Raw genomic sequence first — 26,833 nt, 5'->3', positions numbered from 1 at the left:
AACAAAGAGGAAGGATGTTGCGTCGAGCGGCTGCTAGGATTCGGCCAACGGCAGGCCCAACAGCACGGGTGCGTCGGCGTCGAGAATCAGGATGCGCACGTCGGCCTGGCCAGCCAGTTCAATGACGTTCGCCAGGTCATCCGGCATACCCTTGCTTCGGTGCTCCTGGCGAAGCTGCTCCGCACTGATGCCCTCGGCGTGGTCCAGGTTCTTGTCCGTCCAGGGGGTGGAGATCAGCTTGATGCCGATCGCCGGGCTGTACGGAACCCGGAACGCGATGAACAGGAATGCCTCCGGCGTAGCGAGGTCTGCCAGGTTGGCGAGGTATTGGCCGGTTTCTTGGCTGATGTGTGCGCTGCTGATTTCCCAGCACCGGCTGTAGTAGCCGGTCTCGAAACTCAGGCGCTGTACGACTTCCCGCGCTGCCTCTGCCGAATAGGCGTCGCCGACGTGGATGGGGCGACCGTCGAAGTCGTCGCCATGGATGGCATAGACCACGGCACCGATTACACCTTCGCCGCTGACACCTTCTGCGGTATCGCATTCGGCCAGCACCTCGGCACTCACGGGTTCGGGACCATTCCTGACCACGGCGAAATCGCTGGTGACGATGCACGAGGATGAAATCAGTTCCTCGTCGGAAAAGTGCTTTTGACTCGCGTGGATGATTCGCCAGACATGCGGGCTTCCGTCGTCGTAGCCGATGCACAGCGTGCGGACGATTTTTAGATTCCAGTAGCCGCGGAGAAAGGGATTGGGTTTCTGGGACATGGGAACTCTCCAGATTTGAATAATGGAGCCAATCCCCGCCACCGGGAATTGGACCCGGTGGGTTGAAAGTGGAAAATGCGTCAGGCGGCGCTGATCGTCGGCGTCTGGGCCAGTCGTTCGGCGACGCGATGGCGCACACTCAGGCGGAAATGCTCGTCGTTGATGCCGGCGAGCAGGTTGGCGGCCTCCAACGCGATCAACGCCGAGGCCTCTTCGATGTCGGTGGCCACGATGGCCTTGCGCAGTTGGTCGCCGAGTTGGAGCGCCTGCGAGGACGTTCTGAAGACCTGTACCTCGCGGCTCAGGTAGCAGCCGTGGCCACCGAACTCGAACAGCCTTGGCTTGCTGCAATACCAGCAGCCCTCGAACTGGATGGCGGTCAGGTGATGGCCGTCATCGAAGCGGGTAGCGATCAGAAGCAGGGCTTCCAGGTCGGCGCTGTCCTCGAATTGGTGGTGCTCGATCAGGTTCTCCCGCTCCCCGTCCTGGTCAGCACGGAAGTGCGCGGCCAGCCGTTCAAGCAGAGGCGGAATCGACAACTCAGCACATCTGTCCAGCGTGGATCATTGGTTTCGGCGATCTGGGCGATGTAGGCCTGCCCATTGCCGGGATGGTTTTCGTCGAGCGCGAAAGCACCGAACAGTGCCTTGATGACGGGAGTAACGCGGTTGAGCACGAGAACGCCCGTGCCTTCGTAGTAGTTGTTTGCCATGCTGGCTCCTTTCGAGAAGAGCGGAGCCAGCCCATGCGGACGATGGCATCCGCAGGGAATAGCCCAAGGCCGTTGGCGTCGGGCGATGGGGAAGAAAAATTGAGGGACATGGCCTTATGGGCGCATGTCCCTCACGGGGGGGCGAGAGGACAGTGGCGTGCCGGAGACCGGCTCACCAACCGCTGTAGTTCACCAGCAGGTCGGCGATGACCTTGCGGCGTTCCAGATCGAGACCGTCGAAGTCCGACAGCCCGTGGAAGCGGCAGCGCTTGAGCATGGCACCGCCCTCGCGCGCGTTGTAGAAGCTGACCATGGCGGACAGGAACATGCGTTCGCCGCTGCTCAGGACGCCGAGGGCATCGTTGAGCCGCAGCACGTCGGGACGCAAATCCCACTTGGTGTTGGCCTGGTTCAGGCCTTCACGGGTGCCGTCGCCGAACCACTCGGGACCAGCAATCTCGACACCGCGCTTCCAGGCCTCGAAGAAGGCTTGGGGCGCGGCAGCGAAACGCTGATCTTCCCGCATGATCTGATCGACGACTTCCCGCGGCAATAGCTGGTTCATGACGTGATTTCTCCAGTTGGATCAGGGAACGGCGAGCTGGGACCAGCCGCCTCTTTCGAGGGCGCGTTGAGCCGCGGCATAGCTGCGGAAGTACTCGCGGGATTCCCGCGAAACGGGACCTTCGGTATCGCGCGTGCCGATGTAGTGGCCGGCGGCGCTTTGCAGGACTTCGAGCGGCAGGAACTTGCCGCAGTAGGTCAGGGCCAACTGGCCGAAAGAGGCTTGCTGGGACATGGACGGGCTCCTTGGAAAAGCGGGGCCTCGTCCCTCACGGGATGGCAGCTCCCGCACGCGGTTGGAAAAAAAGCATCGGCGTCACGGGGACGCGCGTCCGCGAGATTGATGCGATGCGGACTGGTGGGTGACGCGGGAGAGACCCGCGGCAGCCTGGAACCCTGGCTGCTGGCATGTGCTGACGAATCAGCGAACATGCAGGCAGCTTCGTGCGAGGGCTGCGTCGCGTCAGTTGGAAAACGGCATTCGGCCCAGCCCCGATTGATGAGCACCGGAAAAGAAAAGCCCCGCATCGAGTACGGGGCTGTCAGGAGGGTGCGGTGGCGCTGGGTCAATCGGGCTTGTCGCCCAGGACATGCTGCTTCCACAGGTCGAATGCCCGCTCGGGCGGAAGCTCGGCGAGGATGACGATGGGCTGGGCCTGCCTGGTGCGCAGCGACGCGAAGTACGCCTTGCGGTCGGCGATAGCCTTGAGCTTGATGCCTTTGATGAACAGCAGTTTGCCGTCCTTGATGAACAGCACCTTGTTGCCGATGTCGCGGTTGAAGGCGGCTCGCACCTTGCGCTCCGCGTGCATGGCATCGGCCAGTTCATCGACCAGGAAGTCGAGCGTCATGTCGATGTAATGAGGGTCTTCACCCTCCTGACCTAGATCGAGCGGCGCAGGCGGCAAGCCCTTGGCAAAGGCTTCGGCCTGAGCCAGCAGCGTCGTCTTGCCATTGAGCGCGCGGAGGAATGTCGAGCCGCCATGCCCGTCGTTGCGGGCCTCGGCGATGGGAGTGCCGTCGAACACGATGGTCGCGGTGAAGCACAGCGTTTCCTCGCTGGCGAAGTCGGCGACCTTGAGGTTCTTCAGCGTGATGCGGTCTTGCTTGGTGATGGTGTCCATGGGAAGTCCTGAAATCGACCGGGTGGCGACATGCCCCTGACGGGACGTGGCGACCATCCCGTGGGTTGGAGAAAGGAGGCATCGGTGCCCCGGTGGGCAGCGTTCGCCGGTGAGATGCCGAAGCGAACTGGTGGGTGGCGTGGGCGGAACCCACGGCAGCCTTGACACCCTGGCTGCGGGCTGCTGCCGATACATCGGCAATGCAGGGGGAGAATGGCGCGGCCGGCAGGCTGCGTCGTCGATCAATCCGAAGCGGTCGAGTCCGTCTTGTGCAGGCACTGCACCAGCCGGTTGCCCAGCCAAGCCATGCACGGGACGGCCATGGAGTTGCCAATCGCCTTGTAGCGCGGAGCGTCTGCGGCAGGCTTGCCGCGATAGGGGATCAGCGTGTAGTCGTCGGGCATGCCCTGCAGCCGCTCGCACTCCATGGGCATCAGCCGCCGCACCCGCCATTGCGACCAGTCCGCTGCACCGGATTCATTCCAGTCGTAGCGGAAATGTGCCTCGAAGTCGGGGGCCAGGACATGGGGCTTGTCTGCGCCGCCGCCGCTGGTACGCAACGCCGCCGCAACGCTTCCGCCCAGTTCGGCGGCAAGACCCTGCGTCCGTCCCCGCAGGGCAACGCAGGCCACCATCGGCACACCGTAGCCCGGCTTGCCGTTGGACAGGACGGTGCAAGACACCTGTCCATGGCCCGACTCGAAGCGCACTTCGCCGCGGTTGTTCTGCGCGAAGGCGATGGCGGGCACGACGCCTGCGTTCGCATGGCTGTTGCGATGCCCGCCGGCACGCAGCGTCGGCGTCAGTTCGATCGTGGCGTCCGCGCCGCTGCCCTGGGCGGTGAAGGCGATGATCGGCACGCCCTTTCCCGTACCGTCCTCGCTGCTGCCCTTGCCGTTGTTGGCGGTGTCGAGGGTGTGGGCGATGCTGCCGGCGATGGACTGCACCATGAACGTCTCGGTGCGGATGTCGTGCTTGGGACCCGCGGCCATCAGGCATGCCGCAACATCGACGGGGCCAATGCCGCCGCTGAATCCGAACGTCGTCGTGACCTTGCCGTAGGGCTGGTTCAGTCCAGCGAATCCTGCGTATCCGCCTGCTGCTGCAGCACCCGGTCCAGCAGCGCGGGCAGCTTCTTGCCACGGCGCACGGCCCGCAGAAGAATCCCCGCGCAGGCCTGTGCGCTCAAAAAGTACTTCGGAGGGATCGAGGTCATCACCACCACATGCCACAAGAAACACGCGCTTGCGGCGTTGGGCGACACCGAAATATTGAGCGTCGAGCACGCGCCAGGCGATGCGGCGGCGGGGTCCAGACACACAACCAGCGTGCGCCCATTTTTCCCCTGGCGGCTGGAGCGCACGGCTTTCTCCGGCCAGTGCTCCCAGGAAATGCCCGAAGGCATTGCTGCGGTCGTTGAGGACGCCGGGGACGTTTTCCCAGACGAGCGTTGCCGGCGGGCGGCGGTCTTGGTGGCGGGTTTGGTCGATGGCATTTGCAAGCTCCACATAGGCAAGGGTCAAGGCGCCGCGCGGGTCGTTCAGCCCCTGGCGCGCGCCGGCAACGCTGAACGACTGGCACGGCGTGCCGCCGACCAGGATGTCGGGCGCCGGCACGGTGCCGGCGCGCACCTGACGGGCGATCGCGGTCATGTCGCCCAGGTTGGGCACATGGGGGTAACGGTGGGCGAGCACGGCGCTCGGGAACGGCTCGATCTCGGCGAACCACGCGGCTTTGAGGCCGAGGGGTTGCCATGCGAGGCTCACGGCCTCGATGCCGCTGCACACGCTGCCGTACAGCAGTGGCGCGGCCTGGGGTGCACCGCGAAGGGTGCAAGGTTGCGGGTTCATGTCGGGTCTCCTGTTCGTGTGGCCCGGGGCGGGCCGGGACGTTGATAGGCAGGAGAAAGGCGCCGAAGGCCCTGCGGCCTTCGGCTCGGGAGGACAGAACCACCCGTGGGCTGGTGCAGGCCCGGTCGTCGCTAGAACCGTCTGCTCATCAGCAATCACACCCGGCGCATGTCGTGGTTCGCGCCGGCATCGTCTGGCGCACATCCGCGCACAAAGGGAGCCCGTTTTTGCGCCGGCGGGCACCGGCACCGAATACCGCTGACCACGAAGGGTCTCCGGGTGGCTCGCGCAGCTTGGCAAGCCACCGGGGGACCCTTCGCAGAGGCGGGGGAAATGCAGATCAGCAGAACGCGCAGGAGGCGGTTCGCGGAGAAGCTACCTTCAGGTCCCGCGGCCGGGGATGACCAAGCGGGACGCGCACACGGACAAGAAGGCGTTGCGCGCTGGGCGTCCCGCAGGGCGTGCGGAACACAGGCCGCGCCGCCGATGGCGGGCACGGCTCACGGGGAACGGGGTCGGTCAGGAGCCTTTGCGGCCGCTGCGGCGCGGGCGCGAGGCACCACGCTTGGACGTGCCGGATTCGACCGGCAGCGTGCCTTTGCAGTCGGGGTAGCGACTGCACGACCAGAATGGGCCGCTCTTGCCGGTGCGCTGGCGCGTCGGTGCGCCGCACTGTGGGCAAGGCGGTCCGTGGGGAACCTTGATGGACAGGGACGTGCTGCCGTACTGCGCGATCAACTGTGAGATCCATGCAGCCTGCTTGCCGATGAATACGTCCAGCGTGAGCTGTCCAGCTTCGATCATGTCCAGCGCCTGTTCCCAGACGGCGGTTGTCCCTGGGTCGGCAATCGCTGTGGGCACCGCGTCGATCAGGGTGAAGGCCGCATCCGAGGCGCGGATGGCGCGGCCCTTCTTCATGAGGTAGCCCCGCGTCAGCAGGCCACTGATGATGTTGGCCCGCGTCGCTTCGGTGCCGATGCCGACCGTATCCTTGAGCTTCTGTTTCAGGCGCGGGTCCGAGACCAGTTTGGCGACGCCCTTCATGGACTTGACCAACTCGCCCTGCGTATAGGGCCGAGGGGGCAGCGTCTTGAGCGCCTTCAGATCGACGTCGGCCACCTGACATGCCAGGCCCTCGCGCAGCGCGGGCAGTACCTGGCTGCGCGCCGCAGGGTCGCCATCCTCCTCGGATTGCGGTTCGGCCAGCACCAGGCGCCACCCCTTGACGACGACCTGCTTGCCGGTGGCCGCCAGCGTCTGCTGGCCGCAGGAGAGGTTCGCCACAGTGCGGTCGAACTCGTGGTGAGGAAGGAATTGCGCCAGGTAATGCGCCCGGATCAGCCGATACACTGCCAGTTCCTTCTCACTCATGGTCGAGAGGTTCGCCGGTTCGAGCGTCGGGATGATGCCGTGGTGAGCAGACACCTTCGCGTCGTTCCAGGCGCGTGAGCGTTGAGTGCGGTCGAGCTGGTCCATGATCGGTCGCAGCAAGGGATCGGTCTTGACCAGGCTGTCGAGGACCGTTGGCACCTCGGCGAACATGCTTTCGGGCAGGTAGCCCGAATCGGAGCGCGGGTACGTCGTGGCCTTGTGCGTCTCGTATAGGGCCTGAGCAATGTCTAAGGTCTCCTGCACATCGAGCCCAAGCTGCCTGGAACACACCTCCTGCAAGGTCCCCAGGTCGAACGGCAGCGGCGGGCCTTCCCGCACGCGCTCGGTTTCGACCGCCACCACCTGGGCGCTGTCCGCGGCGCGGATCTGCTGCGCGGCGTGCTGCGCGATGGGCTGCTGCAGGCAGCGGCCGGCGTCGTCGGTGCATGCTTTCGGGGGAACCCACTGCGCGGTGAAAGCCTGGCTGCCAGCGGACAGGGACACGTCGATGGCCCAGTACGGCACGGACACGAAGGCTGCGATCTCGCGATCCCGGTCCACGACCAGTTTGAGCGTCGGGGTCTGGACGCGACCGACCGACAGCACGCCGTCGTAGCCGGCCTGCCGCCCCAGCACCGTGAACAACCGGCTGAGGTTCATGCCGACGAGCCAGTCCGCCCGAGAGCGCGCCAGCGCCGAGTAGTACATCGGCAAGGTCTCGGCCGATGGCCGGAGCTTGCCGAGTGCGGCGCGAATGGATGCGTCGTTGAGCGCCGACAGCCACAGCCGCTCGATGGGGCCGCGGTAGCCGCACAGGTCGATGATCTCGCGCGCGATCAACTCGCCCTCGCGGTCGGCATCGGTAGCGATGACAAGCTGGGTCGCCTTCGCCAGAAGCGCCTTGACGACCTTGAACTGCGTGGCGGTTTTCGGTTTGACCTCGACCCGCCAATGCTGGGGAATGATGGGCAACTGCTCGATGGACCAGCGCTTCAACTGCTCGTCGTAGGCTTCGGGCGCTGCGGCTTCCACGAGATGGCCGATGCACCAGGTGACGGTGACGCCGGAACCGTTGAGGCAGCCTTCACCGCGCTGCGTGGCACCGAGAATCCGGCCAATGTCTTTGCCCTGGGAGGGCTTCTCGCACAAGAACAGCCGCATGTCCGTCCATCCCGATTCCCGTTGTTCATGGAGTTGCTGGAATCGAGGATGCCGAGCGCCACCTGGGGCAGCAGCAAACAAGCCGCATGCAGCGGCGACCGCTTTCACGGAATGGAATGGCTTGGGCGGGGTGGCGCGTGGCCGCAGGTGTGCGGACCGGAAGCCGCGATTTGCGGGAGCGCGTGGAAGTCGGTGGACGTTGGTGGAGCTATCCCCTGGGGATAGCTCGCGAGCGCATGGAGGGCGGCGAAGCATTGCGGCCGCCGCCCTCCATGCCGGTTCACTTCCTGCGCTTCGCCTCCTTCGGCGCGGTCGATTCTTGAGCGGCCTGGGGCTTCGGTTCTGCCTCCTGCGGCTTCGGACTGAGGGCCACGGACTCGATGCGGTACGGCAGGATGCCGACGCTGCGCGCATTGATTTGCCAGGTTTCGCGCGGCTGATCCTCGTTGTCCGTCCAAGGTTCGCGCTCCATGCGGCCGACGACCAGCACGCGCATGCCTTTCTGGTACAGGTCCTTCCAGTGCTCGGCGTCGCGGTGCCAGATTTCCACCGGCGCCCAGAAGCCGCCCCGGTCCTCGAACGTGCCATCCTTCTTCGGCACAGGGTTGTCGAAATAGACGTTCAGGCGTAGCAGGCGGCTGGGTTCGTCGTTGCCGTTGGGGAATTCGCGGTACTCCGGTGGCGAACCGATGTTGCCTTCGCCGGAAAAATGCGTGCTCATGGTGTGATCTCCGTGGTGGTTGAAATACCCGTGCCTCGTCGGCGCCGGGAGCGTGCTGGATGCCCGGCGCAATCACCGATCGCGCATTGCGGCGGGAATGGGCGTGAGCCGGCGCAGGTAGGCGTCGTCCGCCTCGGCCGCCTTGCTGGCGCATTCCTGCGCCTGCCTGCCCAGGGTGTGCAGCAGGCTGATCTGCATGTTCAACGTGATGCGCTGCAGCTCGATCGCGTGCAGGTCGGCCAGCAGGTTGACGGGTGTGCTGCTGCTGGCGACCAGCTCCCGCCACAGCGCCACGCCCATGGCCGATCTGTCGTGTCTGCGCCAGCGCAAGAAGACGGTTCCTGCGCCAGTGGTCTGTTGGGCCAGTTCGATGGGCAGCAGGTGGAAGGGGTGCCCGCATGCCTGCTCCAGCACCTGTCGCTGTGCCAGGGCAATCAACTCGTCGCGCATGGCGAAGCACTGGCTGGCCCAGGCCTCGAAGTCCCCTTTACCCTTAAAAGGCTTTAAAAGGCCTTTTAGATAGGCCGCGTGTTCCAGCCGCATGAAGGCACCCTGTTGCAGGCCTCGGAAGTAGCGGGTCGGTGGGTTCGGATCGCTCATGCCGGCTCGTCCTCGCCGGCTGCGGCTTCGGGCGACTCTGCGGTGGTGGTTTCATCGCCGGGCAGTGATGCTTCGGCAGGACCGTCGCCGCGCTGCTGCAGGCCACGGCGCACGATGGGCGGCGCAAACTTCGACCGGCGCGTGCCTTCCAGCACGTCCTGCGGCAGTTCGCCATACTTCTCCAGCGCTGCCCGCGCTGCGGCATTCTTCGACGCGAAGTCATCGCGTGTGCAGCCCGAATAGCGATACTGCTGGGCCAGCGAGAACAGGCTGCGCAGTGAATGTGCGCCCTCGTTGAGCCAGCGTTCCAAGGTGATGCGGTCAATGAGCGCGGTGTGATGGGCGAGGATCAGCTTGCGGGCGATGTCGTCGTAGTCGGCCAGGAGATAGACCGCGGCAAAGCCGAGCTGCGCGTTGACGAAGAGCGGGAGCTTGACCGGCTGCACGTTCAGGTTTTCGCCCAGGCTGAGCGCCGGCGGCACACTCGCCAGCGCCTGGTCCACCTGCTCGCGCAGCGATTGCAGCGTGACCTTGGTGTGGTCGAGCTTGTCCTCGATGCGCAGCATCCACCAGTCCGAGTACGGATCGTCCTGCTCCGAGCCCCGCCGCATCTTGTTCATCTGGGCGATATAGCCATTCAGGCCGACGATGCCCGGTCGCCCCTCGGCGGCGGCGCGACCATGCCAGATGCGGGAAGCGTGATGGGTGTGCAGGGTCAGCGACATCGCACTGCGCAGGGAGCCGAGATTCAGTTGCAGAGGTTCATTGGTTGCCATGGTGTCCGCTCGTTGTTGGAAAAGGAGCGGCCAGCTTCGACAGGAAGCGGAAGGCAGTCAGTCAAGAATCCGAATCCCGGCGGGCCCCGGTTTAGGGCGTGGCGGTTGCATGCGGCGCGAGCTATCCCCAGGGGATAGCTCCATGGAGCGCCAACGAACGCTGCACGCCGGGATCAGGGGGGGCAACGCCGATGCTGCGGCAGATGGTCGATCCCAGGCCTGCGACAGCTTGGCGTTGTGCCCAGCAGCGGAACTATCCCCAGGGGATAGCTCTACTGGCGGCCATGGGCATCTAGTTTCACCGCCTTGCATGCCGACTCACTTGCTGGCGAGCAGATTGCGTAGCCGCTCGATGTGCTGCTTGGCGACTTCTGGCGGCACTGGCTTACCCTGCGGCTGAGGTGGCGGTGCTGGTGGTGGTCGCTCGTTTGGCGGGACGGATGCCGATGGCGCGTCTTTCTTGGCCCAGGCATTGAACTCGCCATGGATGGCGCGCTGAATGATGCCGAACAGATACCCCGCAGGATTGCGGATGCCATGACTGCTGCATCGTGTGGCCCATTCGTCCAGCACGGCCTGTCTCAGCGCGGCATCAACCTGCTGCAATGCCACCCTGGCACCTGTCTGCTGCTCTGCCTTCAGTTCCGTGAAGCGCTTGGGCCATTGCAGATCGCCCAGCGCGCGCGCCTGCGCGGTAGTACGTACTTCATTAATACGACTACTACGTACTATACGGGCCATCTTCGGATTCCGAAGAGAGGCGTTTAGCACGGGTTTCGCCCCTGCTTCGGATTCCGAAGATGGGTCATCCGCATTCCGAAGAAGGCTCGATGCTCCTTCTTCGGAATCGTGGGCGGCGTCCTCCTGTGGATAACTTGCGGCGGCCGTGATGCCTTGGCTGGCGAGGCGTTCTGCCAGAACCTGCAGCCGCGACGGCAATGTGCGCCCGGAGAGCAGCGGATCTTCCGCGATCTCCTTAAGGGTGTTCAGGCCGACCATCTGGACGGCCTTGGCCGAATGGCCGAGGGACTGGCTGACCAGTGCCAGGTAGTCGGCGTCGAGCTGCATGGCCTCGAAGGGCGTCAGCGGTTCATCGTGCAGAACGTAGAGGTTGCCGAGGATGCGGCCGGTCTTGGGGTCACGCCGTCGCCGCACCAGGCTCAACCATCGGGTGAGGCGCAACAGCGTCAACGCTCGGGCCACGGTTTCATGCGAGGCCTGCCCGGCGCATGGCATCGATGCCAGCCAGGGTCGAAGCTGCTCATACGTCGGGAAGGCTGTCACGCCATCGTCGTTGAGCATCAGCCGGAACACCTGCCAGGCGTTGCGCTCCAGCGGCGTCAGGCGACGGTCGAGGAACAGTCGCCGCGGCACGGTCTCATGCCGGTTGCCGCTGAAGAGGAAGGCATCGCCGGACGTGGCGGGCGTCGGCGCAGGCATAGGTGCTGGCGCACTGGGCTTGGGCACGAGGTCTTTCAAGGCGGCGTCGAACAGGTCCGCGAGTGCGACGGGGCCACGGCGTGGTGCGGTGTCGTCCACGGCCATGGCTCAACCCAATCCTTGATCGACCCAGCTCTTGATCGAGGCCCAGACCACCGACAGAGGCAGCGACATGGCTTCGGCCAAGTCCATGGCGGCGTCGAGAATGGAGGTTTCGTCTTCGAGATCGACATTCCTGCTGCCGGTCACGGCCTTCCATTGCCGCCACAGATCCGTGTCCTGTTTCTCGTCCAGCACGGGGTGGCGGCCCTTGCGCTTGGGCAGGCCGAGGATTTCGCGGCGAAGCGCCACCTCCTGGTGGGTCAGGCCATAGAACCGACTGACCATCTCGGTGCTCGCACCCAGCCTGAGCATGCGATCGACCGTGGCGATTTCCTTCTCCACGTCCTGCGCCTGCTTGAGTAGTCGCCGGAGCACTTCGCGGTTCACCGTCACCGAGCACCAGGAGACGTTGGCGTTGGCGAGCACGCTGATCAGCGCGGGATGCTTGAGGGCGTCCAGTTCTTCCTCACCAAACCCCATCAGTTTGCACCGGCGCAGTTGCCCATTGCGCAGGTCATAGAGGGCCTGGGCGATGACGGCCTGGTTGAGTGGGTGTGGTGCGGACATGCTGGCCTCCCTCGCTCACGTTCCAAGGTCCGCAGCGCCGGCTTCAAGATCGAGCAGGCGCCGGGCCAGCCGCAGCAGCCGGAACAGCTTGACCAGCGCGGTGTCGCTCAATCGCTGGGCCGCATCACCCTGGCCGTGCAGCAACGCCGGCAGGTCGATGACGATTTGCCCGTCGTGCAGACCGACGTCGGCGGGCCGCTGACCGGCCAGGCACGCCAACAATGCGAGGACGGAACGGCCCAGCGGCGCCGGACTTTGGGTGCGGGCCCGGCAGGCGAAACCGATACCCTCTGCACGGTCATCAATGCACTCGTCCAGGTCTGCCTCGCTCGCGATTTCGCGGGCGAACTGTGCGATGTGGATGCGCAAGCGCTCGGCAGTATCCAAGCCGGGATCGATGTACCAGACATCGGAGATCGGATAGAGCCCGCCAGCCTGCACGGGGATGGACTGCAAGACGCTCGCCGAGAAGTCGGGAGGCAGCGCATCGCCCAACTGATCGGCGACCATGCGCTGGATGGACTGGAGCCGTTCGGTCGTCGGTGCTGGCGAGACGATGTGTTCCCGAAGCAGATCGCTCCCCGCCGCAGGGCTGGCCGGACCCGCCTGACTGGTATCCGTGTCGCTCTCGCGCGTCGAAGGCGTTGCCGCAGGTTGGCCTGCAGGCGGCGCTGCCGATGCAGCCCCTGCGGTGGGTGGCGCGGTGTTGGCAGGTGGGCGCGCGATGGTTTCCGACTCAGGCTCCGGCAACGCAGGCGGCGTCGAGGGCGGCGTTGGGTCGCTGATCAAGGCGCGCTGCCGGCTCTCGGATTCGGTCATGTCCAGGGCGAGCACGTCGTAATTGACACCCAGCAACTCGGCCATCTGGCCGATCAGCTCGTCCTGTACGCGCTGCGCGGAGAACTCGTCGGCCTGGACGTCGAATTGCGACAGCGCTTCCTGGAAAAATTCGTGGAAGTCCTGAACCAGGGAGCGGCCCTTGGCGTAGCGCTCCCACGCGAGCATGCAGGCTTTGCGCATGACCGACAGGCGTTCGACCTGATGGCGACCGAGGCCGCCATAGAGCACGGTGGGGATCGCGGGCAGGAGATACTGCACCGCGTCGTTCATGCGGCTGATGTGCGACTGTTGTACCGGGAAGCCATCGGCAGCGAGGCGGCGGGCCAGCTCGGACTGGCTCAAGGTAGTGCCACTTTCTTGCTCGTAGAACTCGCGTGCCTTCTCGACGCCGAGGGCGCGCTCGATGAACGTGAGGCCCCCGCGTAATTCGTTCTCGGCCAGGTGGCCGGTCAGCATGACGACTTCGCCGCGGCTGGGCCACGGCCGGAACAGGCACGATATACGGAAAAACCGCTCGTCCTTGGTCTCTGACCATAGTTCGCGCAGGATCGCCAGCCGCGTATTTCCGCCGTTGCGGATGATGTAGTGATCCTCACCTGGTCGGCGAGTGATGGCCGGCGCCGCGTCCAGACCTCGCTCGCGGATGGACGCCTTGATTTCCTCGTAGGCCGGGTTGCGTTTTTTCCTGGGATCGTGGTCGTAGGGGCGCAACTGATCTAGGGTCACGACCATGGGTGTGTCGGCGATCGGGTCGCTCAAGGTCGAGGCTGACGGGCCGCTGCGCTCGAACCCGGCCGCGAGCAGCTTGCCAGCCATCTGCTGGGAGGTGACCTCAGCCATGGCCGCCTCCCTGCGCTTGGTATCGGGCCTCGCGCTCGGCGCGGCGGATTTGCGCACGGGCATTCAGGGTCGCCCGGTGGTCGCTGGCCGTCGAGCTGGTGTAGATCGCGGCGCAGCCAGGCTTGGTGAACTTGAGGTGGCCGCCAGGCGTGCGTTTGACGTGCCAACCTTCGCCAACCGCGAACTCGATCAGGGCGCGAAGCCGCTTGTGGCCTCGGGCAAGCTCATGTGCGTTCGCCATGGGACCTCCCGGCATCAAGAGGGTGTGGCGGACGGCCGGACACCATGGCAAATCGGTGCCGCCATTGCGGAAATAGTTCGTCTGCGAGGCCGCGCATGGTGTCGAGCGCGGCGGGGGCGACTCTGCTCGGCGGCTGGCGGTATTCGACCCGATGCACTGGCAATCCGCGCGTAGCTGCACGCGGATACGCCTCGATGGCCGGCACGTCGGTGGCCAGCACGCGGATGCCGGCATGGTCCTGGAAAAGATCGCGCAGGGCCTGCTGGATCAGCCGTGCATTGGCTGACACAGGGTGGACGCGATTGATGAGCAGATGCAGAGGTGGAGGCTCGATGCCCAGGTGCCGGTAGGGCGCAATGTCTTCGAGCAACTGCATGGTGCCGCGCCGCAGCTCGCGCGCCGCGAGGATTTCCGGGGTCACGGGCGACAGCGCGAGGTTGGAGGCGAGTACCGCCATCTCCAGCAGCACCGATCGCGCGCCTTGGGTGTCGATCAGTACCAGGTCATAGAGAGGCGCCAGGACCGGCAAGAGATGGCGCAACCGCAGGCGCCCATCCGGCGCGTGCAGCAGCAAGGTGTTCAGCTCGCCTCGGTGGTCGTTGGAGAGCACCAAGTCCAGGCCCGCGACGATCGTGCGGGACACAAGCAACCCGAGGTCGCGCTCGTTGAAGGCCAGCAACTCGTAGATGCCACCAGGTGCGCGGTGGCCTAGCTCGTAGTACGAGGACAAGGTGGGCTGCACGTCGAGGTCGAGCAGTAGCACACGCAGCCCCGCGTCGGCGGCAAGCCCGCCGAGGTTCGCGGCCGTGGTGGTCTTGCCGACGCCACCTTTTGTTGAAATGATGGATACGACCTGCATGGCGTTCTCCGTGTGAGGATGGGAAGTCCGCTGGAGAACGGGTCAGGCCCGGTTGTTGACGCGCTCGGCGATCCACTGATCGATCTCGATGGAGTCCCAGCCGACCGCGCGCACGCCCAGGCGCAGCGCCTTCGGGAACAGGCCTTTGCGCATCAGGTTGTAGATGTGGGCGCGTTTGAAACCCGACTTGGTTTCGACTTCATCAAGCCGCAGGATGCGGCGCTCGCTTGCGGGCAGTGCAGGTGTTTGCGACATGGCGGTCACTCCTGAACGCTCAGTGGCGTTTGTTGGCGTGACCTCCATTCAATAGACATGGATGGGAAAAGACATTGCAAATGCAATCTCCGCGATTGCACATACAAGATGGAAAACCTCAGACTGTCGCGCTACGCAGCCGGCGTCTGGCCGTGGCGAACTTGCCGTTTAGCGTCCGCTCCGCGATCCCCATTGCGCCGCTGTGATGGGCGACCAATGCACTAACCACCGCCTCCTGAGTCTTGAAGCTGGAGTACGGCACGCCCGAAGGCGACTGGCCGAGCATCAGGTCCAGCATGCTGCCGATAATGTTCAGGTAGGTGGCTTCGGCGCGATCACTGATCAGGCACTGTGCGCCAGCAGAGGGCGCCATCTGCTTGAGAAGCGCCCCGTGCTTTTCCTGCAACTCATGCAGTTGGCGTTTGTACTGGTCCAAGGTGGACTTCAGGGCCAGGCGCTCGACTAGCATCGCCTGCCCAGTTTCCAGCGAGATGAAGGGATGGGCGATGCGCTCGCTTCGGGAGAAGAGGAAGCCCGGTCGTTGCTCGGGATAGTGTTGTCGCATCCAGCGCTTCAGATCGACGTGACGCACCGTCAGATCAGGGGAGTCGATCAGCGTGGAATCGCGCGTCGTGATGCCGTTCTGCCCGAAGGGCAGTTCTCCATTGAGGATGCCGTCGAAGATACGTTCGGTGCAAAGCCTCAGCTCGGCACAACGTGGGCAGTCCAACGACTGCGGCAGGCGCCTTGGCGACGAAATCGAAGCCAGGATCACCTGCTCGTATCGCAGCAGCCCGGCCCAGCGGATGGACGCTTCGATCGGGCGATAGAACACCTTTGATGTTGGTGCATCATTCTTGTTCTCGTGCATGCTCCGTCTCCTTCCAGGAGAAGAACTACATGACCGACTCCTTTGTCACCGACCTCATGGTCGGCCTGTCGTCTGTGCAGGAAGTGGGCACCTAAGGCCGCTTCGTCATGTGGTTTGAATACTTCTCACCAGTTCGCGCAACTGGTAGTCGTCGTGTGCTCGATGTGCAAAAATTCATCGATTAGAAGGTCGAGCATCGGGACGTAGGCTCGACAGTGACGCTCACGCTATCAGGGTCGTGAGAAGTTACGGTTTCTGCAAAACCGTCTAGGTATGACCTGATATGCCAGCGGTCTCAGGAGGCGTGAGGGGGCCGCAATCGTCGTCGAATGTCCAGCCGGACGCAGCAAACCCGCATCTGTCATGCTTGCCCCGTCATCCTGATATATCGACAAAGAATCGTGTGCGGAAACGCGGTGGCCAGCGTGCGCGTTCTTTCAAAGGAGCTTGAGCAGAAGGTCGCCTGTGAGTTGTGGTGCAGGCGTTCCCAGGTGGAATCCGACCTGTGCCATCACCAGAACCATCTGCCTGATCGTCTTCGCGATGATGGATGCGGGGCAGACAACCGGGCGTGGATGATGAGTTCGAGGCAGTCGCCTACGACGATGTACCGATCGTGGGTCTGGTGTACTGAGTGCAGCTCTTTGGACGTCTGTGGAACTCTTTGGACGAATTTGTTGCCGAGGACGAAAAACAAGGCTACAATTGAGGTCTTCGCTGGCCAGCCCAACGAAGAAAGTGTTTGGGAAACAACGACTTACTGTCCTAGTACACGTCTCGTTTCCCGCTCCAATTTCCAAAAAGGGAAGCATCAGCTTCCCTTTTTTGTCAGAGGAAAGTGATTTTTCTGGCGCGGTAGCAAAGCGGTTATGCCCCGGATTGCAAATCCGGTTAGTCCGGTTCGACTCCGGACCGCGCCTCCAGAACACCATTGGTTGAATCCGATGCAGCAAGGTCCTTCGGGGCCTTTTTTGTTGGGTTGGCTCAACGACTGGTTGGCGAAGATTTTTCGAAATTTCTTCAAAATTGCTGAGAAGGCAAAAAATAACGCTATAATTTGAGACTTGCTGATGCGCACTGAAGGCGACAACGGAGTGCGGTAGTAAATGCGGGAATAGCTCAGTTGGTAGAGCGCAACCTTGCCAAGGTTGAGGTCGAGAGTTCGAGACTCTTTTCCCGCTCCAGATATGCAAGGGAAGCTTCGGCTTCCCTTTTTTCTTGGTGATGGCGATTGGCTGGATGTTGTGCTGGCATTGCCGTCATCGGATAAGGCAGGGGCATTGCGTGTCCGCGCGGCCCGGGTTACGCTGTGACGCAGGTGTGCGTTGCGCAGCCGGCGCCCCGATGGTGAAATTGGTAGACACTGCGGACTTAAAATCCGCCGCTTTCCTGAAAAGGGGCGTGCCGGTTCGACCCCGGCTCGGGGCACCACTACGATTCAATCATGTCAAGTTACAACGCTCCCTTTGAAATCCACGTCCACGGACAGGTCCAGTTGCGCGCCGACGCCAGTTTTGACCAGCTCCAGGAGGCGCTCAAACCCCTTTGGAAATACGCCGGAGCCCGCTCGCTGGCCGATGGTGCGGTGAGCGCCTACGAGGAAGAGCCCGGCATCAAGTTCGACGCGCAAGAGCATCTGCTGCAGATGTGCTGGACGGTGCGGGGCGATGAAGATTTTCGCCAATCGCTCGACGAGATGTGCATGAGCCTCAACGAACTGGCCGAACTGGGCGCCGCCATTGAGGTGACGTTTTATGACGCCGATTTCGACGAGGATGAGGAAGACGATGGCACCGAGTCGCGCGACGACTTCGTGATGCTGTTCGTGGGCCCCACGCCAGCGGCCATCATGCAGGTGCAGCGCGACTTGCTGGTGCAGGATGTCGTGAACATGATGGAGCGCCACTTTGACGGCGCCGAGCTGGGCGGCGTGGTGGCCGAGATCGACAAGCTGTTCACGCAGCGTTTCGACGCCCTGGTCAATTCGCTGGAAATTGGCAAGCCTCCCCGCGGATCGGGCGGGCCAGGCGGCTCGGGTGGTGGCCACGGCGGCGGGCGCCGGCCGCGACACCTTCACTGAGAACGCAGATTCAGCGGCTGCGGTGCGCCACGGGGTTGCTCCCCGCGTGCTGCACCGAGCAGTCTTTGCCGGTGATTGCATGAAAACCGATCTGCCTTACCTGCGCACCTACCCTGAATCGCTGCAAGACCAGGCCCGGCAGCTGCTGGGCGAGGGGCAGCTGGGCGCGGTGCTGCTGCGCAAATATCCCCAGTCGCACGCGGTGCGCAGCGACAAGGCACTGTATGACTACGCTGCGGAACTCAAGTCGCGCCATTTGCGCAACGCAGGCACGGTGAACAAGGTTGTTTTTGACAGCAAGATCCATGTGGTGCGCCATGCGCTGGGCTTGCATACCTCGGTGTCGCGCGTCCAGGGCAATCGTCTGGCGGCCAAGCACGAGATCCGCGTGGCCGCCATGTTCAAGCAGGTTCCGGACGAGTTTTTGCGCATGATCGTGGTGCACGAACTGGCCCATTTGCGCGAAAAAGACCACGACAAGGCGTTCTACAAGCTGTGCGAGCACATGGAGCCGCAATACCACCAGTACGAGTTCGATGTGCGGCTGTATCTCACGCACCTCGAGCATGCCGGCGAGCGTTTGTGGGCGGCGGAATAGCTATTGATTCAATAGCTGCTTGCGCTTTACCAGTAAGCGCTACAGCCTGATTTGATCTGAATTCAGGGTATGGCGACGGTGCCACAGCAGTCGGGTGGCAGCTGCAGCCAGCGCTGTGCCGCCGCCTGCAGGGGCCCGAGCGCCCCCGTGGTGAGCAGGCGGACGGATGCGTGCGCATCGGCGCCTTCATCCCCCGGAGCCAGCAGCGCATCCTTGTGCAGCAAACGCCGCGTCTGCCGTGCCACCGGCTCGCCGGTTTCGATCAGCCGCACCTGCGGGCCGACCAATGCGCGCAGTTCGTCGGCCACAAACACATAGTGTGTGCAGCCCAGCACCAGCGTGTCGATCTGACCCGATTCGGTGCCAAATGGGCCCATGGCGCTGATGTAGCGTGCGCAAAGTGCTCTTGTTTCTGTAGCAAAAGGATCGGCGGGCAAGGGCTGCGCCGTGCTGTTTTCAATCGCGCGGGCCAGGCCATCGCAGGGCTGGACTATGAACTCGGCCTGCCCGGCCAGCGAGGCCAGCAGCCGGGAGAATTTGTCGCTCGTCAGCGTGCCGCGCGTGCCGATGACGCCGACGCGCCCGGTCTGGCTCAGCGCGGCGGCCGGCTTGAGGGCGGGCTCCACGCCCACCGCCGGCAGGTCGGGCTGGCTGCTGCGCACTTCATGGATGGCGGCGGCCGTGGCCGTGTTGCAGGCCACCACCAGCGCCTTGATGTGGTGCTGCGCGCGCAGGTAGCGCGTGATGGCGTGCGTGCGCGCACTCACAAAAGCGTCGCCACGCGCGTCGCCATAGGGCGCGTTGCCGCTGTCGGCCAGATAAACAAAGCGCTCGTGGGGCAACTCGGCCCGCAGCGCCTGCAGCACGCTCAGGCCCCCGATGCCACTGTCGAAAACGCCAATGGGTTGCGCAGCACGGTTCATGGTGTCAGGGCGGATAAGAAAAAGGGGGCAGGGCGGCGGGCCACCCGCTGGGCGCGGATGGAGCCCTTGCATGCGCTATTGAAGCGCGCCGCCATGCCCGGCGACATCAGGCCGCTGCGACTTCGATGCCCTTGAATTCGCCCGTGGCGATGCGCTTTTGCCATTCGGCCGGGCCGGTGATGTGGGCGCTGGTGCCGCCCGAATCCACGGCCACGGTGACGGGCATGTCCACCACGTCGAATTCGTAGATGGCTTCCATGCCCAGGTCTTCAAAGCCCACCACCTTGGCGGTCTTGATGGCCTTGCTGACCAAATAGGCGGCGCCGCCCACGGCCATCAGGTAAGCGCTTTTGTGGTTCTTGATGGACTCGATGGCCACGGGGCCGCGCTCGGCCTTGCCGATCATGGCGATCAGGCCGGTTTTCTCCAGCATCATGTCGGTGAACTTGTCCATGCGCGTGGCGGTGGTCGGGCCGGCGGGGCCCACGGCCTCGTCACGCACGGGATCGACCGGACCCACGTAATAGATCACGCGGTTGGTGAAGTCCACCGGCAGCTTCTCGCCCTTGACCAGCATGTCCTGGATGCGCTTGTGCGCGGCATCGCGGCCCGTCAGCATCTTGCCGTTGAGCAGCAGGGTGTCGCCGGGCTTCCAGCTGGCGACTTCTTCCTTGGTGAGCGTGTCGAGGTTGACCTTCTTGCTCTTGTTGTAGTCGGGCGTCCAGTTGACGTTGGGCCACAGGTCCAGGCTGGGCGGCGTGAGGTAAACGGGGCCCGAGCCATCCATCACGAAGTGCGCATGGCGCGTGGCTGCGCAGTTGGGGATCATGGCAATCGGCTTGCTGGCCGCATGCGTGGGGTACATCTTGATCTTCACATCGAGCACCGTGGTCAGGCCGCCCAGGCCTTGCGCGCCAATGCCCAGGGCGTTGACCTTTTCAAACAGTTCCAGGCGCAGGGCTTCGACCTTGTCGAGCGCGGGGCCGCCGGTCTTGGCGGCTTCGGCCTTGGCCTGCAGCTCGTACATGTCCAGGTCGTCCATCAGGCTTTCCTTGGCCATGAGCACGGCCTTTTCTGCCGTGCCACCGATGCCAATGCCCAGCATGCCGGGCGGGCACCAGCCAGCGCCCATGGTGGGCACGGTTTTCAGCACCCAGTCCACCACGTTGTCGCTGGGGTTGAGCATGTACATCTTGGATTTGTTCTCGGAGCCGCCGCCCTTGGCCGCCACGGTGATGTCCACGGTGTTGCCGGGCACGATCTCGGTGAAGATCACGGCGGGGGTGTTGTCCTTGGTGTTCTTGCGGTCGAATTGCGGGTCGGCCACCACGCTGGCGCGCAGGGTGTTGTCGGGGTGGTTGTAGCCACGGCGCACGCCTTCGTTGATGGCGTCGTCCAGGCTGCCGGTGAAGCCTTCCCAGCGCACGTCCATGCCCACTTTCAGGAACACGTTGACGATGCCGGTGTCCTGGCAGATGGGGCGCTGGCCGGTGGCGCTCATCTTGCTGTTGGTCAAAATTTGCGCAATCGCATCCTTGGCCGCGGGGCTTTGCTCGCGCTCGTAGGCGCGGGCCAGATGGGCGATGTAGTCGGTGGGGTGGTAGTAGCTGATGTACTGCAACGCGGCGGCGATGGACTCGATCAGGTCGGCTTGGCGAATGGAGGTCGTGGTCATGGCAGGTGGGGTCAGTGGGGAAAATCGCGAACCCCGAATTATCCCCCTGCGGGCTTGCGCGGCGCTGTCTGGGGTTGATGGAAGGCTGCGGGCCATCGCGTGACGGGTGGCACAGCTTGGCGTTCCGTGGGTATGCTGCGCCCTGGTGTTCCGATCCCTTCATCCCATTCGCTCACCGAGCGGCAAGGCACAACCGTGACGACATCCCGACCTGACGCGACCGCAGTCCGCACCGAAAAAGACACTTTCGGCCCCATCGACGTGCCCGCCCAGCGCCTGTGGGGCGCGCAGACCCAGCGGTCGCTGCAGCATTTTGATATCTCGGGCGAGCGCATGGCGCCCGAGCTGATTCGCGCCCTGGCCCAGGTCAAGCGCGCCAGCGCTTATGTGAACAACGCGCAGGAACTGCTCGACACCGCCAAGACCACGGCCATCGTGGCGGCGGCCGATGAGGTGATCGCGGGCGGCCACCAGCAGGAGTTCCCCCTGGTGGTGTGGCAGACCGGCTCGGGCACGCAGACCAACATGAACATGAACGAGGTGCTGGCCAACCGCGCCAGCGAGTTGCTGGGTGGCCCGCGCGGGCAGGCGCGCCTGGTGCACCCCAACGACGATGTGAACAAGAGCCAGTCGAGCAACGATGTTTTCCCCACGGCCATGCACCTGGCGGCGGTGGATGCGCTGACGCACCGGCTGCTGCCCGCCTTGCAGCAGCTGCGCGCCACGCTGGCGGCCAAGGCGGCGGCGTTTGACGGCATTGTCAAGATTGGTCGCACCCATCTGCAGGACGCTACGCCGCTCACCTTGGGCCAAGAGATATCAGGCTGGGTGGCGCAGCTGCAGCATGGCGAGCAGCATGTGCGCGCCGCGCTGCCGCATTTGTGTGAGCTGGCGCTGGGCGGCACCGCCGTGGGAACGGGGCTCAATGCGCCCGCCGGCTATGCCGCCGCAGTGGCGCGCGAGCTGGCCGACCTGACGGGCCTGCCCCTGGTCACCGCCCCCAACAAGTTCGAGGCCCTGGCCAGCTGTGATGCGCTGGTGCATGCCCACGGCGCGCTCAAGACCCTGGCAGCCAGCCTGATGAAGATTGCCAACGATGTGCGCTGGCTGGCCAGCGGCCCGCGCAGCGGGCTGGGCGAGATCACCATCCCCGAGAACGAGCCAGGTTCGTCCATCATGCCCGGCAAGGTCAACCCCACGCAGTGCGAGGCGCTGACCATGCTGTGCGCGCAGGTGATGGGCAACGATGTGGCCATCAACATCGGCGGGGCTTCGGGCAACTTCGAGCTGAATGTGTTCCGCCCCATGGTGATCCACAACTTTTTGCAGAGCGTGCGCCTGCTGGCCGACGGCATGGCCAGTTTCGACCACCATTGCGCCCAGGGCATCGAGCCCCACCGCGCGCGCATGGCCGAGCTGGTGGAGCGTTCGCTGATGCTGGTGACGGCGCTGAACCCGCACATCGGCTACGACAAGGCCGCGCAGATCGCCAAGAAGGCGCATACCGAAGGCAGCAGCCTGCGCGACGCGGCCATTGCCTCGGGCCATGTCACGGCCGAGCAGTTTGATGCGTGGGTGGTGCCGCAAGACATGGTGGGTCGATAGCTGACACCCACCAGTGCACGTCGCATCGCATGCCGGCGGCCCTACGGTACGGGATCATTTTGCTATGTAAAAAATAGCTTCAAGCCGACGTGAACAGTGCGTTTGAGTCGGTTGTTATGTGGATCGAAGCGCTACTTCGCCGCGGCAAGGGCCTGGGCGATCCAGCCGTCAAAAGTCTTCTGGTGCGCCTTGATCCAGCCATCGGTGTGGCGTGCGATGTCGCTGGCTTTGTTTTCGCCCCGGCTCATGCGCAGGTTCTGGGCGTTGATGTCGGCCACCGGCAGCTGCATCACCTCAAACAACCGGGCTGCCGCCGGGTTCTGGTCGGCAAAGGCCTTGTTGGCCACGATGTGCTGCTGGTTCACCTTGAAACCGTAGTTCTTGCCATTGGGTAGGCGGGTGTCGTCCTGCGCTGCGGCCGTGGGGGAATCGGGCACCTCCAGCCAGACCACATCGGCACCAGGGCGCAGCACGGCGCTCACCCAGTAGGGCGTCCAGGTGTAGTACAGGACGGGCTGCCCTTGCTTGAAACGGGCGATGGTGTCGGCGATCAGCGCGGCGTAGCTGCCTTGCTTGTGGGTGATGGAGCCACCCAGCTGATAGCCCTCGAGGTGGCGTTCGATGGCCAGTTCGCAGCCCCAGCCGGGGTTGCAGCCGGTCAGGTCGGCCTTGCCGTCGCCGTCGGTGTCAAACAGCTTGGCCAACTGGGGGGCCTTGAGCTGGGCCAGGTTGGTGATCTGGTAACGCTCGGCGGTCTTCTTGTCGATCAGGTAGCCCTGGGCGGCATTGCCGGAGTACACGCCCTTGCGGTAGAGCTTGGCGTCGCCGCCGCTGTTCTTGTAGAAATCGGCGTGCAGCAGGTTCCAGTGCGTGGCCATGAAAGTGGCGTCGCCGTTGGCAATGGCCAGGTGCTCGGTGGCGGGCTCCAGGTCTTTCATGGGCTTGACGTCATAGCCCAGTTTTTCCAGGGCGCGCGCAACCAGCAGGGTCTGGAAGGCCTCTTCGGCGAGCGAGCTCTTGAGGGGCTGCGCGCTCACGCCCTTGCCGGGCAGGTTTTGCGCATGGGCGGCGCCGGCCAGGCCAAAGGCCAGCAGGCTGGTGGCGAGGGCGGTCTTGGCGGCGTGGGCGAAATGCGGGTGGCTTGGCATGGCTGCGGACTCCTTGTGTGCGGGGGCAGAAAAATCAATGAATGGGCTTTGCGGGCCAGGCCCGGCAGCCGGACAGCCGATTAGCGGCGGGCTGGCGCCAACGGGGCTGGGGCTTCGGTTGCCGCCGAAGCTGCGGGCGCCGTGGTGCCGCGGCGCAGCAGGCGCCAGGCCAGGCCCACCGGGCCGGTCTGCCACCAATGGCGCACGCCCCGGCGCGGCCGGCCCATGGCCTGGGTGATGCGGTCCAGCGTGACGGCCAGCAGCACAATGCCCAGTCCGCCCACGGTGGCCAGGCCCATGTCCAGGCGGCCAATGCCGCGCAGCACCATCTGGCCCAGCCCACCCACGGCGATCATCGAGGCGATCACCACCATCGACAGCGACAGCATTAGCGCCTGGTTGACGCCCGCCATGATGGAAGGCATTGCCAGCGGCAGCTGCACCTTGACCAGCAGTTGCCAGGGCGATGCGCCATAGGCCCGTGCGGCTTCGATCAGGTCGGGGCGCACCTGGCGCAGCCCCAGGTTGGTCAGCCGCACCAGCGGCGGCAGCGCGAACACGATGGTCACGATGACGCCCGGTACGTTGCCAATGCCGAACAGCATCACCACCGGCACGAGGTAAACGAAGGCCGGCGTGGTCTGCATCGCATCGAGAAACGGGCGCATCCAGCGCTGGGCGCGGTCGCTGGCCGCCAGCACAATGCCCAGCGGCAGACCGATAACGATGCAGAACGCCAGCGACGTCAGCACCAGCGAAAGCGTGACCATGGCCTCGGACCAGATGCCCAGCATGGCCACCACCAGCAGCGCGGCCACGGCGCCCATGGCGACGGCGCGGCCCGCAAACTGCCACGCCAGCAGGCCCAGCAGCGCCACCATGGCCAGTGTGGGCATGCTGGTGAGCAGGCTTTCCACCCAGGTCAGCGTGCCGTCAATCGGCGCGCGCACGGTCTGAAAGAAGGGGCGAAAGTTCTGCACCAGCCAGCCCAGGCCCTCGTTGATCCACGACTCGATGGGCAAAGAGCCATCCCACAACTGCTGGATTTGCCAGCCGGTGGGCGTGGCGTCGGTGCCGGCCAGGTCGGTGGCTGCGGCCTGTGCCGGTGCATCCAGCCAGCTGTCGGCGCTGTCGCTGGCACCACTGCCAGCGGTGGCGGCGCCCCAGGGGTCCACGGCATCGGCGGGGGCTGCGGTGCTGGGTGCATCGGGCGCCGCCGCGGGCAAATCCCAGGGTGTCACGGCCGGGCCGGATTCGCTGGCCGTCGCCCATGGATCGGTGTCGGCTGGCGCTGGCAGCACGGTGGGCTCGTAGGTGGGCAGTGCATCGTTCATGCGAAGCTCCTTTCATGGGCCGTGGTTTCCACGGGCGGTGGGGAGGGCGGAACCGGCGGTGTGTCGCGGTCCAGAAATTTCAACAGGGTGGTTTTGCTGATGGCGCCCTGAAACTGGCCTTGCGGCCCCACCACCGGCAGGGCGCAGGGCGCCTGCGCGACCTGGCCAAACAGGCCGGCCACGGGCATGTCGGCGTCAATCGCCTCCACGCCGGGCAAGAAGGCGTGTTGCAGGCCCAGCGGCCCGACATGGCCGTCGAGCGCGGTGCGCAGCGAATCGGCCGACACGGTGCCCAGGTAGCGCTGCGTGGGGCTGACCACATAGGCAAAGTCGCGGTCCTGGTCTTCCAGCTGCTTGAGCGCGGCGCGCGAGCCGCGGTCACTGTGCTCGGACACCACCGTGAAGCGCTCGCGCGCAATGTCGCCGGCCTTGAACACGGCCGCTGCATCCACGCCGCGCACAAAGCTGCGCACATAGTCGTTGGCCGGGTTGCGCAGGATGTCGTCGGGCGTGCCCACCTGCACCACCTGGCCGTCTTTCATGATGGCGATGCGGTCGCCGATGCGCATGGCCTCGTCCAGGTCGTGCGAGATGAAGACGATGGTGCGCCGCCTGACCTGCTGCAGGCGCAGCAGCTCGCTTTGCATTTCGGTGCGGATGATGGGGTCGAGCGCCGAGAACGCCTCGTCCATGAGCAGGATGGACGGATCGGACGCCAGCGCGCGCGCCAGGCCCACGCGCTGCTGCATGCCGCCCGAGAGCTCGTCGGGATAGCTGGTGCCCCAGCTGGCCAGGCCCACCTGCTCCAGCGCCAGTGCGGCCTGCGCCTGGCGCTCGGCCCGGCCCACGCCCGCCAGCTCCAGCCCCAGGGCGGTGTTGTCGAGCACGTTCATGTGCGGCATCAGCGCGAAGGACTGGAACACCATGCTGATGTCCTTGCGCCGCAGTGCGCGCAATTGCCCGCTGGTCAGGCTGCTGATGTCGGTGCCGTCCACCAGAATGCGGCCGGCGGTGGGCTCGATCAATAGGTTGAGCAGGCGCACCAGCGTGGATTTTCCCGATCCCGACAGGCCCATGACCACGAAAATTTCACCCGCTTCGATGGTGAAAGTGGCGTCGAAAACGCCGATGGAGTGGCCGGTGCGCTCCAAAATTTCCTGCTTGCTGCAGCCCTGGCGGACAAGTTCCAGGGCCTTGTGCGGTGCATCGCCGAAGACTTTGAACACATGGTCGATGGTGATTTTTTTGGCCACGCTGGTGGATCTCCTCGTTGAATGGGTGGAACACAGCCTTGCCCGCCATGGGCGGACAGGTTCGAAACCCAAGCGCAACCCTGATGCGGCGGCCGGGCCTGGCTGCGATCAGCACAGGTCGGCACGAGACAGAAGAACCTTGGCAATGCCAGGCTGGCCCGAATGGCACGCAAGGTGGTGCGCAAGGGCCTGGGGTGTGTTCCAGCAGACCTCGGGGGAGGGCGCTTGGACCACGGCTGCCACCGGGCGCAGGCGCGGTGGCGGGGCATCAGGGCCGAAACTTCGGCGGGCTGGAGCGACCGCAAGGGCCACGCCAGTGAGACATTTCATCCCGGGTGGGAAGAATTACCTGCGTTGCAGGTTGTGAATCAGCCTCGAAGTATATGAATTAAGTGTTTTTGAGTCAAAACACTGGTTATTCGAAATGGCGTATAGGCGCGAGCGGGCGTACGGGCGTGGCATGTGGCATCGATGCGCCGCCACCCGATGCCGCCGCAGGGCAGGTGGTGCTTTTACCCCAAAGTACAATTGCTATCAAAAAAATAGCTGCTA

26 protein-coding genes and 3 tRNA genes are annotated in these 26,833 nt (G+C 64.5%); 6 read left to right on the top strand and 23 right to left on the bottom strand.

The annotated features are described in order from the left end of the window. Positions 1-33: 33 nt before the first annotated feature. From CCX87_RS11870 to CCX87_RS11790, 18 genes are all read right to left on the bottom strand, one after another. A complete protein-coding gene (locus CCX87_RS11870; protein WP_017512403.1) occupies positions 34-771 on the bottom strand; it encodes a DUF5983 family protein in 738 nt (245 codons plus the stop codon). 80 nt (positions 772-851) lie between these two features. Further along, a complete protein-coding gene (locus tag CCX87_RS11865) occupies positions 852-1,310 on the bottom strand; it encodes a hypothetical protein (protein ID WP_442857468.1) in 459 nt (152 codons plus the stop codon). Continuing rightward, positions 1,235-1,483, bottom strand: coding sequence for a hypothetical protein (locus CCX87_RS21665; RefSeq protein ID WP_426789285.1), 249 nt, complete (start codon positions 1,481-1,483; stop codon positions 1,235-1,237). The genes CCX87_RS11865 and CCX87_RS21665 overlap by 76 nt, the downstream gene beginning before the upstream one ends. Positions 1,484-1,655: 172 nt before the next feature. Then, the gene (locus CCX87_RS11860; protein WP_087746541.1) at positions 1,656-2,048 is read right to left on the bottom strand and encodes a hypothetical protein; all 393 of its coding nucleotides are present in this window, start codon (positions 2,046-2,048) and stop codon (positions 1,656-1,658) included. A gap of 21 nt (positions 2,049-2,069) precedes the next feature. After that, the gene (locus tag CCX87_RS11855; RefSeq protein WP_087746539.1) at positions 2,070-2,282 is read right to left on the bottom strand and encodes a hypothetical protein; all 213 of its coding nucleotides are present in this window, start codon (positions 2,280-2,282) and stop codon (positions 2,070-2,072) included. 331 nt (positions 2,283-2,613) lie between these two features. Continuing rightward, positions 2,614-3,171, bottom strand: a complete 558-nt coding sequence (locus CCX87_RS11850) for a hypothetical protein (RefSeq protein WP_023103929.1) — start codon at positions 3,169-3,171, stop codon at positions 2,614-2,616. Between the two features lie 242 nt (positions 3,172-3,413). Further along, the gene (locus CCX87_RS11845) at positions 3,414-5,021 is read right to left on the bottom strand and encodes a DNA cytosine methyltransferase (RefSeq protein WP_033972351.1); all 1,608 of its coding nucleotides are present in this window, start codon (positions 5,019-5,021) and stop codon (positions 3,414-3,416) included. 519 nt (positions 5,022-5,540) lie between these two features. Then, a complete protein-coding gene (locus CCX87_RS11840; protein ID WP_033972349.1) occupies positions 5,541-7,553 on the bottom strand; it encodes a DNA topoisomerase III in 2,013 nt (670 codons plus the stop codon). A 280-nt stretch (positions 7,554-7,833) separates the two neighbouring features. Continuing rightward, complete coding sequence (locus CCX87_RS11835) at positions 7,834-8,274, bottom strand: single-stranded DNA-binding protein (protein ID WP_024008204.1); 441 nt, start codon at positions 8,272-8,274, stop codon at positions 7,834-7,836. 72 nt (positions 8,275-8,346) lie between these two features. Next, complete coding sequence (locus CCX87_RS11830; RefSeq protein ID WP_009459718.1) at positions 8,347-8,874, bottom strand: DUF3158 family protein; 528 nt, start codon at positions 8,872-8,874, stop codon at positions 8,347-8,349. Continuing rightward, a complete protein-coding gene (locus CCX87_RS11825) occupies positions 8,871-9,650 on the bottom strand; it encodes a PFL_4669 family integrating conjugative element protein (protein WP_033972347.1) in 780 nt (259 codons plus the stop codon). The genes CCX87_RS11830 and CCX87_RS11825 overlap by 4 nt, the downstream gene beginning before the upstream one ends. Positions 9,651-9,968: 318 nt before the next feature. Beyond that, positions 9,969-11,195 (bottom strand): STY4528 family pathogenicity island replication protein, encoded by a 1,227-nt coding sequence (locus CCX87_RS11820; RefSeq protein WP_033972345.1) that lies wholly within the window; start codon positions 11,193-11,195, stop codon positions 9,969-9,971. 3 nt (positions 11,196-11,198) lie between these two features. Further along, the gene (locus CCX87_RS11815; RefSeq protein WP_033972344.1) at positions 11,199-11,759 is read right to left on the bottom strand and encodes a DUF2857 domain-containing protein; all 561 of its coding nucleotides are present in this window, start codon (positions 11,757-11,759) and stop codon (positions 11,199-11,201) included. A gap of 15 nt (positions 11,760-11,774) precedes the next feature. After that, complete coding sequence (locus CCX87_RS11810) at positions 11,775-13,439, bottom strand: ParB family protein (RefSeq protein ID WP_033972343.1); 1,665 nt, start codon at positions 13,437-13,439, stop codon at positions 11,775-11,777. Beyond that, positions 13,432-13,680, bottom strand: coding sequence for a hypothetical protein (locus CCX87_RS11805; RefSeq protein ID WP_019726333.1), 249 nt, complete (start codon positions 13,678-13,680; stop codon positions 13,432-13,434). The genes CCX87_RS11810 and CCX87_RS11805 overlap by 8 nt, the downstream gene beginning before the upstream one ends. Continuing rightward, complete coding sequence (locus CCX87_RS11800) at positions 13,664-14,539, bottom strand: ParA family protein (protein WP_033972342.1); 876 nt, start codon at positions 14,537-14,539, stop codon at positions 13,664-13,666. The genes CCX87_RS11805 and CCX87_RS11800 overlap by 17 nt, the downstream gene beginning before the upstream one ends. 42 nt (positions 14,540-14,581) lie before the next feature. Then, the gene (locus CCX87_RS11795) at positions 14,582-14,794 is read right to left on the bottom strand and encodes an AlpA family transcriptional regulator (protein ID WP_009459729.1); all 213 of its coding nucleotides are present in this window, start codon (positions 14,792-14,794) and stop codon (positions 14,582-14,584) included. A 118-nt stretch (positions 14,795-14,912) separates the two neighbouring features. Then, positions 14,913-15,665 (bottom strand): hypothetical protein, encoded by a 753-nt coding sequence (locus CCX87_RS11790; RefSeq protein WP_033972340.1) that lies wholly within the window; start codon positions 15,663-15,665, stop codon positions 14,913-14,915. A gap of 849 nt (positions 15,666-16,514) precedes the next feature. Between CCX87_RS11790 and CCX87_RS11785 the strand changes: the two genes are divergently transcribed. The 5 genes from CCX87_RS11785 (at position 16,515) to CCX87_RS11765 (ending at position 18,343) form a co-directional block, all read left to right on the top strand. Then, a tRNA-Cys gene (locus tag CCX87_RS11785) sits at positions 16,515-16,588 on the top strand. A 185-nt stretch (positions 16,589-16,773) separates the two neighbouring features. Further along, positions 16,774-16,849 (top strand) — tRNA-Gly (locus CCX87_RS11780). Between the two features lie 154 nt (positions 16,850-17,003). Beyond that, positions 17,004-17,096 (top strand) — tRNA-Leu (locus CCX87_RS11775). A gap of 13 nt (positions 17,097-17,109) precedes the next feature. Next, the gene (locus CCX87_RS11770; protein WP_087746536.1) at positions 17,110-17,745 is read left to right on the top strand and encodes a DUF6806 family protein; all 636 of its coding nucleotides are present in this window, start codon (positions 17,110-17,112) and stop codon (positions 17,743-17,745) included. 79 nt (positions 17,746-17,824) lie between these two features. Next, positions 17,825-18,343, top strand: coding sequence for a M48 metallopeptidase family protein (locus CCX87_RS11765; protein WP_087748306.1), 519 nt, complete (start codon positions 17,825-17,827; stop codon positions 18,341-18,343). Positions 18,344-18,405: 62 nt separating this feature from the next. Here the strand turns inward: CCX87_RS11765 and murI are convergent, their stop codons facing one another. After that, complete coding sequence (gene murI, locus CCX87_RS11760; protein WP_087746535.1) at positions 18,406-19,266, bottom strand: glutamate racemase; 861 nt, start codon at positions 19,264-19,266, stop codon at positions 18,406-18,408. 106 nt (positions 19,267-19,372) lie between these two features. Further along, positions 19,373-20,941: a fumarate hydratase gene (locus tag CCX87_RS11755; protein ID WP_087746533.1), complete on the bottom strand. Its 1,569-nt coding sequence runs from the start codon at positions 20,939-20,941 to the stop codon at positions 19,373-19,375. 195 nt (positions 20,942-21,136) lie between these two features. Between CCX87_RS11755 and fumC the strand changes: the two genes are divergently transcribed. Continuing rightward, the gene (fumC, locus tag CCX87_RS11750; RefSeq protein WP_087748305.1) at positions 21,137-22,546 is read left to right on the top strand and encodes a class II fumarate hydratase; all 1,410 of its coding nucleotides are present in this window, start codon (positions 21,137-21,139) and stop codon (positions 22,544-22,546) included. Positions 22,547-22,677: 131 nt separating this feature from the next. Here the strand turns inward: fumC and proX are convergent, their stop codons facing one another. The 3 genes from proX to proV all read right to left on the bottom strand — a co-directional run bounded on the left by proX (position 22,678) and on the right by proV (position 26,281). Further along, positions 22,678-23,694, bottom strand: coding sequence for a glycine betaine/L-proline ABC transporter substrate-binding protein ProX (proX, locus tag CCX87_RS11745; protein WP_087746532.1), 1,017 nt, complete (start codon positions 23,692-23,694; stop codon positions 22,678-22,680). An 80-nt stretch (positions 23,695-23,774) separates the two neighbouring features. Further along, positions 23,775-25,028, bottom strand: a complete 1,254-nt coding sequence (gene proW / locus CCX87_RS11740; protein WP_087746529.1) for a glycine betaine/L-proline ABC transporter permease ProW — start codon at positions 25,026-25,028, stop codon at positions 23,775-23,777. Beyond that, positions 25,025-26,281 (bottom strand): glycine betaine/L-proline ABC transporter ATP-binding protein ProV, encoded by a 1,257-nt coding sequence (gene proV, locus CCX87_RS11735; protein ID WP_087746527.1) that lies wholly within the window; start codon positions 26,279-26,281, stop codon positions 25,025-25,027. Before proV ends, proW begins: the two co-directional genes overlap by 4 nt. Between the last annotated feature and the right edge of the window lie 552 nt (positions 26,282-26,833).

The organism is Acidovorax sp. T1, from assembly GCF_002176815.1.
Lineage (GTDB): Bacteria > Pseudomonadota > Gammaproteobacteria > Burkholderiales > Burkholderiaceae_C > Acidovorax.
The sequence above is the reverse complement of the archived record's forward strand: the minus strand, read 5'-3'. Positions and strand labels throughout refer to the sequence as shown.